Source organism: Streptomyces kaniharaensis, from assembly GCF_009569385.1.
Lineage (GTDB): Bacteria > Actinomycetota > Actinomycetes > Streptomycetales > Streptomycetaceae > Kitasatospora > Kitasatospora kaniharaensis.
In genome coordinates this window covers 1-14,653 of record NZ_WBOF01000003.1, presented here as the reverse complement: position 1 = coordinate 14,653, position 14,653 = coordinate 1, and the positions used below count along the sequence as shown (strand labels likewise).

The 14,653-nt window shown below is 71.1% G+C and carries 15 protein-coding genes and 1 pseudogene; 9 read left to right on the top strand and 7 right to left on the bottom strand.

Translation table 11 applies throughout. From position 1 onward, the window contains the following. Window positions 1–7: 7 nt before the first annotated feature. Complete coding sequence (gene araA / locus F7Q99_RS31195) at window positions 8–1,516, top strand: L-arabinose isomerase (protein WP_326847369.1); 1,509 nt, start codon at window positions 8–10, stop codon at window positions 1,514–1,516. A 135-nt stretch (window positions 1,517–1,651) separates the two neighbouring features. Here araA and F7Q99_RS31190 read toward each other — a convergent pair whose 3' ends face one another. The 3 genes and pseudogenes from F7Q99_RS31190 to F7Q99_RS31180 form a co-directional block, all read right to left on the bottom strand. Then, window positions 1,652–3,760, bottom strand: coding sequence for a xanthine dehydrogenase family protein molybdopterin-binding subunit (locus F7Q99_RS31190; RefSeq protein WP_153467712.1), 2,109 nt, complete (start codon window positions 3,758–3,760; stop codon window positions 1,652–1,654). After that, window positions 3,757–4,762, bottom strand: a pseudogene (locus F7Q99_RS31185) (FAD binding domain-containing protein). Before F7Q99_RS31185 ends, F7Q99_RS31190 begins: the two are co-directional and overlap by 4 nt. Beyond that, window positions 4,759–5,106, bottom strand: a complete 348-nt coding sequence (locus F7Q99_RS31180; protein ID WP_407697894.1) for a (2Fe-2S)-binding protein — start codon at window positions 5,104–5,106, stop codon at window positions 4,759–4,761. Before F7Q99_RS31180 ends, F7Q99_RS31185 begins: the two are co-directional and overlap by 4 nt. A gap of 80 nt (window positions 5,107–5,186) precedes the next feature. Between F7Q99_RS31180 and F7Q99_RS31175 the strand changes: the two genes are divergently transcribed. Continuing rightward, on the top strand, window positions 5,187–5,834 hold the full coding sequence (locus tag F7Q99_RS31175) for a hypothetical protein (protein ID WP_153467709.1): 648 nt from the start codon (window positions 5,187–5,189) through the stop codon (window positions 5,832–5,834). Between the two features lie 532 nt (window positions 5,835–6,366). Further along, window positions 6,367–6,588, top strand: a complete 222-nt coding sequence (locus F7Q99_RS31170; RefSeq protein ID WP_153467706.1) for a hypothetical protein — start codon at window positions 6,367–6,369, stop codon at window positions 6,586–6,588. A 462-nt stretch (window positions 6,589–7,050) separates the two neighbouring features. Here F7Q99_RS31170 and F7Q99_RS31165 read toward each other — a convergent pair whose 3' ends face one another. Then, window positions 7,051–7,425, bottom strand: a complete 375-nt coding sequence (locus F7Q99_RS31165; protein ID WP_153467703.1) for an MmcQ/YjbR family DNA-binding protein — start codon at window positions 7,423–7,425, stop codon at window positions 7,051–7,053. Between the two features lie 147 nt (window positions 7,426–7,572). Here F7Q99_RS31165 and F7Q99_RS31160 point away from each other — a divergent pair, with 147 nt between their 5' ends. Beyond that, entirely contained in the window at window positions 7,573–7,962 is a 390-nt protein-coding gene (locus F7Q99_RS31160) for a nuclear transport factor 2 family protein (RefSeq protein WP_153467700.1), read from the top strand. On the opposite strand, the gene F7Q99_RS31155 is transcribed toward F7Q99_RS31160, so the two are convergent. Together F7Q99_RS31155 and F7Q99_RS31150 are read right to left on the bottom strand one after the other, a co-directional pair. Next, window positions 7,959–8,204 (bottom strand): hypothetical protein, encoded by a 246-nt coding sequence (locus tag F7Q99_RS31155; protein ID WP_153467697.1) that lies wholly within the window; start codon window positions 8,202–8,204, stop codon window positions 7,959–7,961. The two genes, F7Q99_RS31160 and F7Q99_RS31155, sit on opposite strands and share 4 nt — an antisense overlap. 146 nt (window positions 8,205–8,350) lie before the next feature. After that, window positions 8,351–9,319: a phosphotransferase family protein gene (locus F7Q99_RS31150; RefSeq protein WP_326847368.1), complete on the bottom strand. Its 969-nt coding sequence runs from the start codon at window positions 9,317–9,319 to the stop codon at window positions 8,351–8,353. A 48-nt stretch (window positions 9,320–9,367) separates the two neighbouring features. On the opposite strand from F7Q99_RS31150, the gene F7Q99_RS31145 reads away from it, so the two are divergent. The 5 genes from F7Q99_RS31145 (at window position 9,368) to F7Q99_RS31130 (ending at window position 12,467) form a co-directional block, all read left to right on the top strand. Next, entirely contained in the window at window positions 9,368–9,961 is a 594-nt protein-coding gene (locus tag F7Q99_RS31145) for a helix-turn-helix domain-containing protein (RefSeq protein ID WP_153467691.1), read from the top strand. Window positions 9,962–9,978: 17 nt separating this feature from the next. Further along, window positions 9,979–10,101, top strand: coding sequence for a hypothetical protein (locus F7Q99_RS42815; RefSeq protein ID WP_268267685.1), 123 nt, complete (start codon window positions 9,979–9,981; stop codon window positions 10,099–10,101). A 1,080-nt stretch (window positions 10,102–11,181) separates the two neighbouring features. After that, complete coding sequence (locus F7Q99_RS40600; protein ID WP_195911334.1) at window positions 11,182–11,604, top strand: ATP-binding protein; 423 nt, start codon at window positions 11,182–11,184, stop codon at window positions 11,602–11,604. Window positions 11,605–11,625: 21 nt separating this feature from the next. Then, complete coding sequence (locus F7Q99_RS31135; protein ID WP_230211099.1) at window positions 11,626–11,931, top strand: STAS domain-containing protein; 306 nt, start codon at window positions 11,626–11,628, stop codon at window positions 11,929–11,931. A 344-nt stretch (window positions 11,932–12,275) separates the two neighbouring features. Beyond that, window positions 12,276–12,467 (top strand): hypothetical protein, encoded by a 192-nt coding sequence (locus tag F7Q99_RS31130; protein WP_153467685.1) that lies wholly within the window; start codon window positions 12,276–12,278, stop codon window positions 12,465–12,467. 205 nt (window positions 12,468–12,672) lie between these two features. Here F7Q99_RS31130 and F7Q99_RS31125 read toward each other — a convergent pair whose 3' ends face one another. Further along, entirely contained in the window at window positions 12,673–13,083 is a 411-nt protein-coding gene (locus tag F7Q99_RS31125) for a DUF4352 domain-containing protein (protein WP_195911333.1), read from the bottom strand. Window positions 13,084–14,653 lie beyond the last annotated feature (1,570 nt).

Here is a 14,653-nt window from a genome sequence, read left to right as displayed (position 1 = left end):
CCACCCCGTGAAGAAGCCACTGGAGGGCCGCCAGGTCTGGTTCCTGACCGGCAGCCAGGGACTCTACGGCGAGAAGACGCTGCGCCAGGTCGCGGAGCAGTCGCAGCGGATCGCCGAGGCTCTGGACGGCGATGCCGCGGTACCGGTCGAGACCGTCTGGAAGCCCGTCCTCACCGACGCCGCCGCGATCCGCCGGGTCTGCCTGGAAGCCAATTCCGCGGACGACTGCATCGGCCTGATCGCCTGGATGCACACCTTCTCCCCGGCGAAGATGTGGATCGCCGGCCTCGACGCCCTGCAGAAGCCGCTGCTCCACCTGCACACCCAGGCCAACGTCGAACTGCCCTGGCAGACCATCGACATGGACTTCATGAACCTGAACCAGGCCGCCCACGGCGACCGCGAGTTCGGCTACATCCAGTCCCGCCTCGGCGTCCCCCGCAAGACCGTCGCCGGACACGTCACCGATCCGGCCGTCTCCTCCAGGATCGCCACCTGGGCCCGCGCCGCCGCCGGCCGCGCCGAACTGCGCAGCCTCAAGCTCGCCCGCTTCGGCGACAACATGCGCGACGTCGCCGTCACCGAGGGCGACAAGGTCGAGGCCCAGCTCCGCTTCGGCGTCTCCGTCAACACCTACGGCGTCAACGACCTCGTCGCCGCCGTCGACGCGGCGGACGACGGCGCTGTCACCGCGCTGGTCAAGGAGTACGAGGACAGCTACCGCCTCGCACCCGAACTGCGGGCCGAAGGGGAGTGCCACGAGTCGCTGCGCTACGCGGCACGGATCGAGCTCGGCCTGCGCGGCTTCCTGGAGCAGGGCGGCTTCCGGGCCTTCACCACCAACTTCGAGGACCTCGGCGGACTGCGCCAACTGCCCGGCCTCGCCGTACAGCGACTGATGGCCGACGGCTACGGCTTCGGCGGCGAAGGCGACTGGAAGACCGCCACCCTGCTGCGCACCCTCAAGGCGGCCGCCACCGGACTGGCCGGCGGCACCTCCTTCATGGAGGACTACACCTACCACCTGGAGTTCGGCCGCGAGTTGATCCTCGGCGCGCACATGCTGGAGGTCTGCCCGAGCATCGCGGCGGCCACCCCCTCCTGCGAGATCCACCCGCTCGCCATCGGCGAGCGAGAGGACCCGGTCCGGCTGGTCTTCGACGCCGAACCCGGCCCCGCGGTGGTGGTCGGCCTCGCCGACCTGGGCCACCGTTTCCGGCTGGTCGCCAACGAGGTGGACGTGGTCGAGCCGCCGGCGCCGCTGCCCCGCCTGCCTGTCGCCCGCGCCGTCTGGAAGCCGCGTCCGGACCTGCACACCTCCACCGAGGCCTGGCTGACGGCCGGCGCGCCGCACCACACCGTGCTCTCCGGCGCGCTCGGGGCCGAGGAACTGGAAGACCTCGCCGAGATGCTCGGCGTCGAGCTGCTGGTGATCGACGACGACACGGACATCCGTCGGTTCACCAAGGAACTGCGCTGGAACCAGGCCTACCACCGCCTCGCCCAAGGATTGTGAGCCCCTTCGCATCCCGAACGGGCGACGCCCGCCCGCACGGCGGGCGTCGCCCGTTCCACCACGGTCCCGCGAATCCAACGGCACAGCCCGGCGGTTGTGTCGGCAGGCGCCCGGGCCTGGCGCCGCCTCGCGCGGTCACCGCCCGGGCCGCTCCTCCAACGCGTGCAGCACCTTGTCCAGTGTGATCGGCAGGTCCCGTACGCGCACGCCGCAGGCGTGCCACACCGCGTTCGACACCGCAGCGGCCGTGCCGACGATGCCGATCTCCCCGATGCCCTTGGACCCCATCGCGTTGACGTGGGGGTCGTGCTCGGGGAGCCAGTGCGCCTCGATCTCCTCGACGTCCGCGTTGGCCGCGATGTGGTACTCGGCGAAGTCGTGGTTGACGACGTGACCGGTGCGGGGGTCGAGCACGCTGTTCTCGTGCAGCGCCATGGACAGCCCCATCGTCATCCCGCCGATGAACTGCGACCGCGCCGTGCGCGGGTTGATGATCCGGCCCGCGGCGAACACGCCCAGCAGACGCGGCACCCGCACCTCGCCCGTGTCGGCGTGGACGTGCGCCTCGGCGAACTGCGCCCCGAAGGCGTGCATCGCGTAGCGGTCGTCGGGGGGCCCGACGGCGCCGGACGCCTCGGACCCGTCCTGCGGCTCGTCCCCGTACTTGTCACGGAAGGCGCGCGCGGCCTCCACCACGGCCGAGCCCCACGTCGTCATGCCCGAGGAACCCCCGGCCACCGACGCCACCGGATAGTCGGTGTCGCCGATCCGCGCGTCCACGAGGGCCACCGGCACGCCGAGCGTGTCCGCGGCGATCTGCGCCAGCGTGGTCCACGTCCCGGTGCCGAGGTCGGCCGCGCCGATCTCGGCGACGTAGCGCTGCCCTTCCCACCGGATCGTCGCCGTCGAGTACGGCATCCGGTTGACCGGGTAGGTGGAGGCCGCGACGCCCGTGCCGACCAGCCAGTCGCCGTGGCGGCGCACACCCGGCCGCGGGTCGCGCTCCGACCAGCCGAACCGCACCGCGCCCTCCCGCAGGCAGCCGACGAGGTCGCGGCTGGAGAAGGGCTTGCCCGAGCCGGGCTCGACCTCGGGCTCGTTGCGGATCCGCAGCTCGATCGGGTCCAGGCCCAGGCGCTCGGCCAGCTCGTCCAGGGCCACCTCGGGGCCGAACATGCCCGGGCACTCGCCGGGAGCGCGCATCCAGGACGGCACCGGGACGTCGAGGGCGGCGAGCCGGTGCGTGGTCCGCCGGTTCGCCGAGGCGTACATCATGCGCGCGGGCACACCCGTCTGCTCGGCGAACTCCTTGATGCGCGACGTCTGTTCCACGACGTCGACCGCGAGGGCGGTGAGCCTGCCGCCCCGGTCGGCACCAAGGCGGCACCGCTGGATGGTCGGCGTGCGGTAGCCGGCAAGGGAGAACATCTGCTGCCGCGTCAGGGCCATCCGCACCGCCCGGCCGGGGACGGCGCGCGCCGCCATCGCGGCGAGCACCACGTTGACGTGCGGCTGCCCCTTGGACCCGAACCCCCCGCCGACGTACGGGCAGACGACCCGCACCCGCTCCTCGTCCAGACCGAACAGCGACGCCAGGACGGCCCGCGTCGGATGGACGCCCTGTGTGGAGTCCCACAGCGTGAGGAACCCGTCGCCCGCCGGATCCCACCGGGCCGCCGTGGCGTGCGGCTCCATCGGGTTGTTGTGGTACATCGCCGTGGTGTACGTCTCGTCGACGGTCACCTCCGCGGCCGCCATCGCGGTGTCGACATCGCCCTCGGCGGTATCGGCGGGAAAGTCCGGGTTCACCGTCTCGGGCACGTACAGGTCGTCGCGGTCGGCCCGCAGCTCGGCGTCGTGCGCCTGCTGCGCGTAGCCGACCCGGACGAGCGCGGCCGCATGCCGCGCCACCTCGGAGCTATCGGCGACGACCAAGGCGACGACCTGGCCCCGGAAGGCGACCTCCTCGTCCTGCAGGACCGCCAGCTCCCGGTCCTCGGTGGAGGCCAGGCGCTCCGCGGTGGCGGGGGTGAGCACCGCGACCACACCGTCCAGTGCCTCGGCGGCGGCGGTGTCCAGCTCCGTGACGCGTCCCCGGGCGATCGTGGCCTGGACGGCGTGCAGGTAGGCGGCGTCCGCCGACGGAGCCTCACCGGCGTAGGCGGCGGTGCCCAGGACCTTGACGGCCCCGTCCCGGCGGGGCAGATCGCGGCCGACGGCCTCCGGTTCGTTCGGGAACGTCATAGGGCGTCCGCTCCTGCCAGGCCGCGCAAGGTGGCGGCGAGGGTGCGGCGCAGCAGGGGGATCTTGAACGCGTTGCCGCCGTCCAGCCCCTCGGCCGGCCGGGCACCGGCGAGTTCCGCGTCCGCGGCGGCCCGGTAGCTCCGCTCCGACGCCGGGGAGCCCCGCAGCACCTCCTCCGCCCGGTACGCACGCCAGGGCGCGTGCGCGACGCCGCCGAACGCGACGCGCGCGTTCACGATCACGCCGTTTTCGACGTTGACCGCCGCGGCCACGCTGACCAGGGCGAACGCGTACGAGGCGCGGTCGCGCACCTTGCGGTAGGCCGATCGGCGGGCGATGGGCTGCGCCGGCAGGTCGATCGCGGTGATCAGCTCACCGTGCTCGAGCACCGTGTCGCGCTCGGGAGTGTCGCCGGGCAGCCGGTGCAGGTCGACGAAGGGGATCGTGCGCTCGCCGTCCGGACCGAGCACCCGCACCCGCGCCTCCAGCGCGGCCATCGCCACGGCCATGTCGGACGGGTGGACCGCGATGCAGTGCTCGGACGCGCCGAGGACCGCGTGGTTACGGGTCCACCCCCCGATCGCGGAACAGCCCGAGCCCGGCTCCCGCTTGTTGCACGGCGTCGTGACGTCCTGGAAGTAGACGCAGCGCGTGCGCTGCAGCGGGTTGCCGCCGACGGTGGCCATGTTGCGCAACTGCCCCGACGCACCCGACAGCAGCGCCTGCGACAGCACCGGGAACCGCTCGCGCACCCGGCGGGTCCGCGGCCAGCTCGCTGTTGCTGACACCCGCGCCGATCCTGAGGGCGCCGCCGCCGAGCTCCTCGACCTCGGCGGACAGGACACCGGCGAGGCCGACGACCAGAGCGGGTTCGATGACGCCCAGCTTGAGGTGGTCCACCAGGTTCGTGCCGCCGCCGAGGAACACCGCGCCCGGATTCCCAGCGACGCTGCGCACGGCGGCCGCGGCGTCGGCGGGGCCGAGGTACTCGAACGGTTTCACCCGGCCACCTCCGTGCCGGCCGCCTGACGGATGGCGGCCACGATGTTGACGTAGGCCCCGCAGCGGCACAGGTTGCCGCTCATCCGCTCGGCCACCTCGGCGCGATCCAGCCGCGACGCCGCCCCCAGCCCCTCGGTGACGGCGCTCGGCCAGCCCTCCGCGAACTCCTCGAGCGCCCCGACCGCGGAGACCACCTGCCCCGGGGTGCAGTAGCCGCACTGGAGCGCGTCGCAGTCGATGAAGGCGCTCTGCACCGGATGCAGGCCGCCGTCGGCGGCGAGCCCTTCGGCGGTGACGACCTCGGCGCCGTCCTGGGTGACCGCGAGCGTCAGGCAGCTCAGCACCCGCCGCCTGCTGGCTCGGCCGGTGGTGCAGGGAGGTCCGGGACTACAACGATGACGGGTGGCGCGAGTACGACGACGCGGTGCCCATCGTCGCGACCACCCTGGAGCTGCTGGCCGAGCACGGGCCGCTCGGGCCTGTGTGGTGGCGCTTCGGCCGCTCGGGCCGGCACTCCCTCATCGAGGCCCTGGAGAACCCGGACAACCGGGCCGCCTACGACCAGCGCCAGGCCGCCCGCGAAGACGAGCAGCACAAGGCCCACCAGGAGCTGATGGACTCCCTGGTCTGCATCGACTGCGGGAACGTGCCGGAGGAGGAGAGCACCTGGGAGTACGGCCGCCCGGGACAGGTCGAGTGGACCCGCCGCCCCGGCGGCCGCTGCTGGCCCTGCCACCAGGACCGAGAGGAGCGCCTGGAACGGGAGGCCGAAGACCAGCTGGAAGCCGCCCGTACAGCCAACGCCGCGCTGCGCCCGTGCTGGACGTGCCGGGGCTCGATCGGCGGGAAGGCGGGCTTGAAGCTGGAGCTGCGGGAGAAGGCCCGGCCGGACCGGCTGGAGTGCCCGCAGTGCGCCAGCGACCGAGAGGAGAAGGAGCTGGGGCCGCTGGTGCTGCCCGCCCCGACCAGGCGCGAGCAGGTGGCAGCCCTGGTCTCCGCTCCGGACGATCCGTGGTGGGAGGACCGCGTGCTGCACGCCAAGCCCTACCCGGCGAGGGGCCGCAGGGTGTGACCTGAGTAGCCGTGGTGGGGGAAATGGCCTTGATCGCGATCTTGTCTGGACCACTCGGTCAGCGGCTGACGAGCCTGGTCGGCGTCGGTGGACCGGCCAGACCGGTGACTTGGATACGCGCTTTCTGCCGCAGACCCTCAGCTGGGGGATGTCCGGTCAGCGGGTTTCACTGAAGTATCCGAGAAGGCATTTCTTGTAATTCGCGCTGCCAGGGGAAATGGAGATTGATGCGCTGCTACGGCGTTCTTTCCGAATGTGCATCATCTGGGCATTGGGGGGCTAATGGCCGGTTCGAGTGCGGCGGTGGTCGCAGGATCTGGCTACCCGCTTGCCCGCCGGAGTTCTGGTGGCGACCCCAGTGACTTGGCTGCTCGGATCCTTGGCAGGGAGCCTGCTGCAGTGGTGGCTCGGGCCCCTGCCCGGACTCCACGGCCCTGACGCAATGCATGGGCGAGCGTGCGGGAATGTCCCTGGGCGCGCGCGTTAGCACGCCGTGCCCTAGAATGAAATAACACTTCTTGAAGGAGGAGTAATGCGCGGATTCCACTGCGTAGATCCGGCGCACGGCAGAATCGTTTTCACCGGCGCGGATGATGAGGAGCTGTTCGGAAATATCAAGGCACACGCCGCCGAGGCTCATCCTGCCCTCACCGAAACCCAGATCAGGGAAATGATGGCTGGCGCCGACTGGTGGCGGTCGATGGCGACATCTGGAAACAACGCAGGATCATCGCCGTCCGCCTACGACAAGTAACGCGCCGCCGACCGGTACGCCGACGTCGGCGACGAGGCCGCCTTCGCCACCGCGGCCACCGTCTGCGCCGAGTGGCAGCGCGTGCGCGACCACACCGTCGAGACCGGGGCCGAGCTCTACGACCCCGACCACGACACCGCTCTCCAGCACGCGCTGTGCCGTGAGCGCCACCGCCGGGACGTCGCCGAATGCGCCCGCGAGGCCGCCCACCAAGCCCGCCAGACCACCGACCTCGCCTACCGCCGCGCAGCCCCTCTACACCGCCCTGGAGCAGACGCCGTCCCGGCTCCGCCGCCCCGCCGGGACGCCCCCCAGCGCACCCAGTGGCACGCCGGACAGGCCGCTGACGCCATCGTCGCGCTGCGCCACGTCGGCACCCCGGCCGCCGGCCTGGAGGCCGCGTCATGGTGCACTCCGTGTTGCACCCGGGCGGGCCGGCCACGTCTCGGCGGGTGCGATGGGTCATGTTCGGCCCTGGTGAAGCGAGCGCAGGCGTTCGCGGACGGTGTGGGGCAGGCCCGCCACGACGCATTCCCAGGAGTGCTCGATCATCTCGCCGAGCTCGTCGGCGGGCACGGTGCCGTCCAGGAGCACGGTGTTCCAGTGCCGCAGGCGCCCGTAGAAGCTGGGGCCCACGGCCGGGTACTGCTCGCGCAGGTGCAGCGCGAGATCGGGGTCGCACTTCAGGGTCACCTGATGGGAGCGCGAGGTGGTCGCCTCGGTTAGGACGGCGAAGATCTTGCCTCCGACCTTGTACAGGGTCATCCCCGGCCCGGGCTCGCCCTCCGTCGCCCCCGGCAGGCCCATCGCGAACTCCGCGACATCCTCCGGCTCCATGGGCAATCCCTGTCCCGCTCTGCTCATCCCGCCGACTGTAGTGCGAAAACATGGCAATCACCGGCATGCGGATATAGGACACAAATAGACCTATATGTGGGTCAATCTCTCGGTACGGCTTCTTACGGCACAGAAAGGCCAGCAGGCATGACCAGCAACACGGTCCCCACGGACGCCACCGAACTCGCCCGCACGTGGGTGAACGCCTACAACGAGCAGGACTTCGAGCAGTTCGGGGCCCTGTACACCGACGATGTCGTCTACACCATCGGCGCCTACCGGATCGCCCTCCGCGGCCGGGACGCCTTCGTGGGCCACATCCGCGAATACGCGGGCGCCGTCCCGGACCGGAAACTGACCATCAAGCGGGTCATCGCCAGCGGGGACCTCATCGCCCTTGAAACCGACTTCGCCGGGACCAGCTCCGGGGCCGTGCCAGCTCTTCCCCCGGCCGGAGAACCGGTCACCGCCCGCTTCTGCACGGTCCTCCAACTGCGCGACGGCAAGATCGCCGCACAGGACGACTACGTCGGCTAGCTCAAGCCACCTCCGCTGGGCCACACCGCCGCGCGGGTGGCGGTGTGGCCGGGCTCACCAGGCCGGGCGGCGAGCTGCTCGAGAAAGGCCGTCAGGTGGGCCGGATCGCCGTAGCCATCGTCGGCTGCTGACCAGGGCACAGCCAGCTCCGCCAGCCGCCGGCTCGGCGCATCGGCCAGGCCATCGCGCAGCTCATCGGGCAGGGTGACGACCCACGCGCTCTCCTCCTCCGGATCGCTCACCAGAACGCCGAACCGGGGATGGGCGGTGACCTGTGAGAACGGCTCGTCGAGCAGCAGCGCCGCGTCCTGGGCGGGACCACAGCTCGCGGCAGCACCGCCGTAAGCAGGGCGAGACCTCCCTCAGCCGGGCTCCGCACTGCCTTGGCTCAGCCCGGCGCATTCATCAGGAAGGTGAGATAGGCATCCAGCCGCTCCTCCACGGCTCGTGTCGTCAGCTCGGTCCGTCCTGCCTCCTGCCACGGCTGCGCCACCCACTGCACTTCCTCGGAGAACGCCAGTGGTGTTCGTACCTGCCAGTACAGCCGCTCGTGCGCGGCTGCGGCGAGCGTCCCGCCGGCCTCTTGGTATGCCTCGGTGAAGCGCAGGCCCCACGTCGGGCCGTGCAGCAGCGCGAGATTGGTGGAGCAGTGCGCCACGTCGAGGTCCGCCGGGCCCCAGGAGGCCGCTGCCCAGTCGACGACGCCGGTGATCCTGGCCCCGGCGTCAACCGGGTCCTTGGGCGGTAGGTCGAACAGCACGTTGCCGGGCTGGAAGTCCCGGTGCAGGAGGCGCCCTTCGTAGCGGGGCGCGGGCCTGCGGATCACGTCGATCGCGGCGGCCCAGACCGCGGCGTCGGCGCCCTCGGGAGTCACGACCGTGTCGGCGGTCGTCAGCGCCACGTACTCCCGGGGCCGCACGGTCGGCCGTACCGCGTGGACCGCCACGAGTTGACGGGCGAGTAGGGGCAGGCGCGTCTCCAGTCCCTCGTCGTTGAGGACCGTCCGGCCCGGCAGGTGGGTCATGAGGAGCGAGGGGTACTCGCAGTGCGCGGCGCTCGGATCGACGGCGACGAGTCCGGGCGCCGTCACGCCGGTGCCGGTGAGCGTGGTCAGGGCGTCGGCCTCCCTGTGCAGGAGGTCCTCGGCTGGCCCCTGCCGGGTCGGGTCGACGAAGGAGCGCAGCACCAGGTGCCGGGTGCCTCCGTTCCGCGTGCCGACGGTCAGCCTCCGCATGTCGGCGGTGGCGCCGCCGTGCAGCGCCTCGGCTCCGACGATCCGCTCGCCGGCTTTCAGGTGTCGGCGTACCCAGGCCAGTGTCAACGGTCTGACAGCCGCCGCCGCATCATGATTGGTCACCGGGCCACATAACCACCGAGATGCCGGCACACGCGAGCCTTTACGGACTTGTCCGCCGGCTGCTGGCGCGGCCGGTGGCGCAAGGTGGTCCGCGACTACAACGACGACGGGTGGCGCGAGTACGACGACGCCGTACCGGTCGTCGCGACCACCCTGGAGCTGCTGGCCGAGCACGGGCCGCTCGGGCCGGTGTGGTGGCGCTTCGGCCGCTCGGGCCGGCACTCCCTGATCGAGGCGCTGGAGAACCCGAACAACCGGGCCGCCTACGACCTGCGCCAGGCCGCCCGCGAGGACGAGGAGCACAAGGCCCACCGGGAGCTGATGGACTCCCTGGTCTGCATCGACTGCGGCGACGTTCCCGAGGAGGAGAGCTTCTGGGAGTACGGCCCCGATGGACGACAGGTGGAGTGGACCCGCCGCCCGGGCTGCGCTGCTGGTCCTGCCACCAGGAACACACGGAGCGCCTGGAACGGGAGGCCGAAGAACAGCTGGAGGCCGCCCGCACGGCGAACGCCGCGCTGCGCCCGTGTTGGACGTGCCGGGGCTCGATCGGGGGGAAGGAGGGTTCGAAGCTGGAGCTGCGGGAGAAGGCCGGCCCGGACTGGCTGGAGTGCCCTGAGTGTGTACGGGCCCGCGCCGTAAAGGACTTGGGCCCGCTGATGCTGCCGGTCCCGACCAAGCGCGAGCTGGTGGCCGCGCTGGTCTCCACTCCAGAGGATCCGTGGTGGGAGGACCGGGTGCTGCACGCCAAGCTCTACCCGGCGAGGGGCTGCAGGGTGTGACCTGTTGGCCGGTGTGGGGGTGTTTTGGCCTCTCTCGCCTGGTTGTCTGGACCTTTGGTTGTGCCTGTCGGGGGTGTCTGGTGGGTGGTGTCGAGTGGTTGGTTTGGTGACTGTGTGTGGTGGCGGGTGGGGGTGGGGTCGGGTCGGCCCTGCTTGGGGGGTCGGGTCTGGTGTTGTGGGTTGTTTTCGGGGGTGAATTCCGCCGGGTATTCCGCCCGGTTGTTTTGGTGGATTGGTTGCCGGTGGTGGTCTGAATTCGGGTCGGATTTGCGGGTCAGGGGTGATGGCGGGGGTTGGTGTTCGGTTTCGTCCGAGGTGGAGCCGCCGGGGCCCCGCGCCGTCCGGGCTGCTGTGCCTGGCCGGTGCTGCGCCGCCGGGGCGGTGCGCGGGCCGGGCGGGCGGGCGTCCGGGCCTGCTGCGCCCCTGCTCGGCCGCTGCCGTCCCGGGTCCGGCGTCCAGGCCGCGCCCCGTCCGGGTGCCTGCCGCCGTCGCCGTCCCGCCGTGCTGGCCGCCGTGCTGGCCGCCGTCCGGGTCGCGCCGCCGTCCCTGGTGGCCGTGCCCGCCTCGCTGCGCCGCCGTCCCGGGCTGCCGGCACCGCCGTTCCGGTTGGACAGCTGGGTGGCCGTCAGGCCGCCCTGGAGGCTGTTCTGGTGGTCGTTCTGGTGGTGGATGGGGATTGTCGCGCTTGCTGTCGCGTTGCCTGTCGCGTGGGGTGCTGTCGCGTGCTGTGACGTGGGCGGATACCCCTGGTCCCCTGTGTGTGGTCCGGGCACGACAGGTGGGTGCGACAGGGTGCCAGGGCGGGGCCGCGGCTGCTGCTCGGGATGGTGGCTGCCGCCGGGTGCCGATGGCCGCCAGGTGCGGGCTGTCCTGGCCACGGTCCGGGGCGGTGGGGCGCGGCCGGGACGGCAGCCATTCGTCGGGATTTTCATCCCAAGCACGCGCCAAGAAGCACCGTTCACTCGATTGAGCGAGCTTGGTGGTCTGGGGACAAGGAGAGGGGACGGGAGGATCGTTCGATCAAGGATGGAAGGCACTTATGCCCGCGGAGCGGGTCTACCCGAACGGGGCTGTCGTGCTGTGAAACTGGCTCTCCACCCGAGCGAAGATCCGGATCTGGCGCGGGCCCAGGACGGGTTGCGCACGTTCCTCGCCGCTCTGTCGCTGACCGGGGCTGAGCGCTCGGCGGTTCATGTCGCGGTTCTCGAAGCCATGGTCAACGCCGTCCGGCACGGTCACAGCGCGGGGCAGCGGGCTGCAACGCTCGACCTTGAGGTCGTGGCCGGGCAAATCGTCGCGACGGTCACGGACTACGGCCCTGGGTTCGACCCAGTGTCCTGCCCTGACCCGTTCGCTCCAGAGCGCATGCGTCTTCCTCACGGCCGGGGTGTTCTGTTGATGCGCGCGCTCATGGATGACGTCGACTTCACCTTCCCGCCCGGCGGCGGCACCCGCGTCACGCTCCGCCGGGCCCTCCCCTCCACAGCCCCGACCGGGGCCTAACCAGCACAAGGAGCAACCCATATGCGTCCGATCGTCAAGATCGAAGGCGGCACCGGCAAGATGATCCTCATCGGCCAGTTCGACTTCAACCTCCACCGCGACTTCCGGCAGGCATCGCAGGAACTCCTCGACAACCCGGAGGTGAAGCTGATCGAGATCGACTTCGACCAGGTCCCGTTCATCGACTCCAGCGCGCTCGGGATGCTCCTGCTCCTCAAGGAGCGTGCCGCACTCCAGAAGAAGTCGCTGGAGCTCCACAACTGCAATGATGCGGTCCGGCAGGTCTTCGAGAGCGCCCAGTTCAACAAGATGTTCACCATCCGCTGACAGCCCGCAGGCGGGACGAGCTGCTGTCTGAGCTGGATTTCAGCACCGTGACACCCAGATCCCGGGGCGCTCGCCCCGGGATTTCCCATACGGCCCCAAGCTGACAGATGCGCCGTCCCGGCCGTGCCCGCCGCTGCGCCCCACGCTGGGTGGCTGGGTGGCCGTCAGGCCGCCCTGGAGGTTGTTCTGGTGGTGGTCTGGGAGGCCGTCCCGGTGCCGTTCTGGTGGTGGGTGGGGGCTGTCGCGCCTGCTGTCGCGTTGCCTGTCGTGTGGGGTGCTGTCGCGTGTTGTGACGTGGGCGGATACCCCTGGTCCCCTGTGTGTGGTCCGGGCGCGACAGGTGGGTGCGACAGGGTGCCGGGGCGGGGCCGCGGCTGCTGCTCGGGTGGTGGCCGCCTCCGGGTGCCGACGACCGCCAGGTGCTGGCGGCCGCCGAGAAGGCCGGCCTTCCCGGCGGCCTGGTCCTGGTGGTGGTGCTCGGCGGCGGGGTGGCCGGTGGCCTGGTGGCGGTGGTGTCCTCTGCCACTGAACCTTGACCGTTTGCCACTAAACTTTGACCAACGTCGCTTTCTGCCACTGAACCTTGACTGCGCAGGTCAGTGACCCGTTGAAGGTGGCTTCGGAGGCCGGAGGCCGGTCGAGATGCTAGTCGGCACGGGCAAGCCGCGGGCTGCGCCCGGAAAGTGGCCAGCGGCGGCCAGCCTGCGGGGAGAACCTCCGCGAGGACCGCCCGACACCGTCCTAGGAAAGCGACCAGGAGGCGATCACATCCCCGAGAGGGGCTGTCGCCGCGATCTTGGCGCCTGACCCTGATGCTGTGCTCGGAGAGTCGAAGGCGATGTAGCCATGAGTCTTGTCGCCGGCGTTGAGCTCACCGGATGCCAAGGCAGGCGTGTAGCCGCCCGCCGTCGCGTCTGCGTCCCACCGAGAACCGTCGGGAGCGATGAGTGTGAAGTACAGCGGGTTGAATGATGTCTTGCCAGACGTCACGCTGATGTCCACCGTTGCGACCAGCCAGCCGCCATGCTGGGCTGTGAAGACGCTGTTCCCGCTTTGAGTGGTGTAGTGAGCCTGGCTCACCGTCTCCGTGTACTGCCCCTGGTCGTTCTTGACCTGAACCGATGTCCCGATCTTGTAGGTCTGTGGCCCCATGGCACTAGCCGCAGCGCTGGTGCTGGAAGTAGACGCCAAGCTCGCTGGACTAGTTGTCGTGTGGGTAGAGGTGCAACCGGAGAGTGCCACCAGCGAAAGACCAGCCGCGGCCACGGCCGTTCGAACGACCGACTTGTTCAACGTCGTCACTTCCTAACGAACGGTATCGATCCGGTCCCTCGATCCTTGGCGCCAGCAAAGCCGCCCGCAGCACAACCGCGCCCATCCGGTCTCCTCATCGCGGCCTCGACGGCGGCCCGGGGCTCCTGGCCGTGACCAGCTCTGGTGGAACCGGGGCTGCACGGGCCCCCTACTGGGGTCGGTGCATTGGCCCCAACGCGTCGTGACCCGCGCAGTCAAGATTCAGTGGCAGAAAACGACGTTGGTCAAAGTTCAGTGGCAAACGGTCAAGGTTCAGTGGCAGAGGACAGGTGGGGAGGTGCAACGCGGGGCTGCAACGTGGTGTTGCGCTGGGGTGCAACACGGGGTCATGTTGCGGGTCTGACCAGGCGTTATGTGGCCGGGAGCGGGGGCGGGTGGGCGTGTTGCACTTCGTGTTGCACCAGGCTGCGCCGGTTGGCCGGCCTCGGCGGCCTGCTGCCGCCTGCCCGCGTCGCCCGGTGCCGCGCCCGGCTGCTGGGCCCTGGCCGCCGTCCTGGTCGGCCGCCAGGCCGTCCCGCTGCGCCCGTCTCGGCCGTCCGGCCGCTGTGCCCGTGCCCGCCCTGGCCGCCCGGTGCCGCGCCCCGCTGCGCCCCGCCCTGGTGGCGCCCTGGCCGCCCGGTGCCGCGCCCCGCTGCGCCCCGCCCTGGTGGCGCCCTGGCCGCCCGGTGCCGCGCCCCGCTGCGCCCCGCCCTGGTGGCGCCCTGGCCGCCCGGTGCCGCGCCCCGCTGCGCCCCGCCCTGGTGGCGCCCTGGCCGCCCGGTGCCGCGCCCCGCTGCGCCCCGCCCTGGTGGCGCCCTGGCCGCCGTCCAGGTCCGGTGTTCGGTTTGGTGTCGCCACTCCGGGAATTGCCCGGGTGACGCTGGACGGGATTTCCTGGGCGGCCTGGAAGGACGGTCGTCGTGTCGTCGTGGAGGGCCGTAGGCCCCTTTCCGGTGTGCATTCGATTCCTTGCCGCTGCGCCCCGGAAGGGTTTCGGATTGCCGCCTGAAAGGGATCAGTGGGGAATTCGGATTCCCGCCGGAAGTGCGGCCGGATAGAGCCGGGATGGATGGCTGACGCGAGGTTTCCTGTTCTCGTCCCGGGCCCGTCCAGAGACCGGTAGGATAGAGCTGTTCGGAAGTCGGGGAAACGCTCCCGGGTTCGCTTCGGATTCCGGTCCGGAGTGTGCGGTTGAGGGCCCGTCAGGCACCGCCGTGCGGGGCGTCCGTGAGGGCCCGCCACCCGGGCCGGGCAGGCCCCGAGCCGGACCGGTGCCCCCAAGGTGCCTCCCGAGGGCCGCAGGCCCCGCCCCGGGGGCGCCGGATGGGCCGCCAGCCCAGCAATCAGGCGGCGGACCGGCCACCGGCCGGGACCGGGGGAGGGGCCCGGGGGTGAGGTTGTGACTGATACCCGAAGTCCGCGACACATC

Bases quoted from the DNA above. Each gene is read 5' to 3' on its own strand.
- F7Q99_RS31190 (WP_153467712.1), bottom strand. From the start codon at position 3,760: ATGACGTTCCCGAACGAACCGGAGGCCGTCGGCCGCGATCTGCCCCGC.
- F7Q99_RS31170 (WP_153467706.1), top strand. From the start codon at position 6,367: ATGCGCGGATTCCACTGCGTAGATCCGGCGCACGGCAGAATCGTTTTC.
- F7Q99_RS31165 (WP_153467703.1), bottom strand. From the start codon at position 7,425: ATGGAGCCGGAGGATGTCGCGGAGTTCGCGATGGGCCTGCCGGGGGCG.
- F7Q99_RS31160 (WP_153467700.1), top strand. From the start codon at position 7,573: ATGACCAGCAACACGGTCCCCACGGACGCCACCGAACTCGCCCGCACG.
- F7Q99_RS42815 (WP_268267685.1), top strand. From the start codon at position 9,979: ATGCTGCCGGTCCCGACCAAGCGCGAGCTGGTGGCCGCGCTGGTCTCC.
- F7Q99_RS31135 (WP_230211099.1), top strand. From the start codon at position 11,626: ATGCGTCCGATCGTCAAGATCGAAGGCGGCACCGGCAAGATGATCCTC.
- F7Q99_RS31125 (WP_195911333.1), bottom strand. From the start codon at position 13,083: ATGGGGCCACAGACCTACAAGATCGGGACATCGGTTCAGGTCAAGAAC.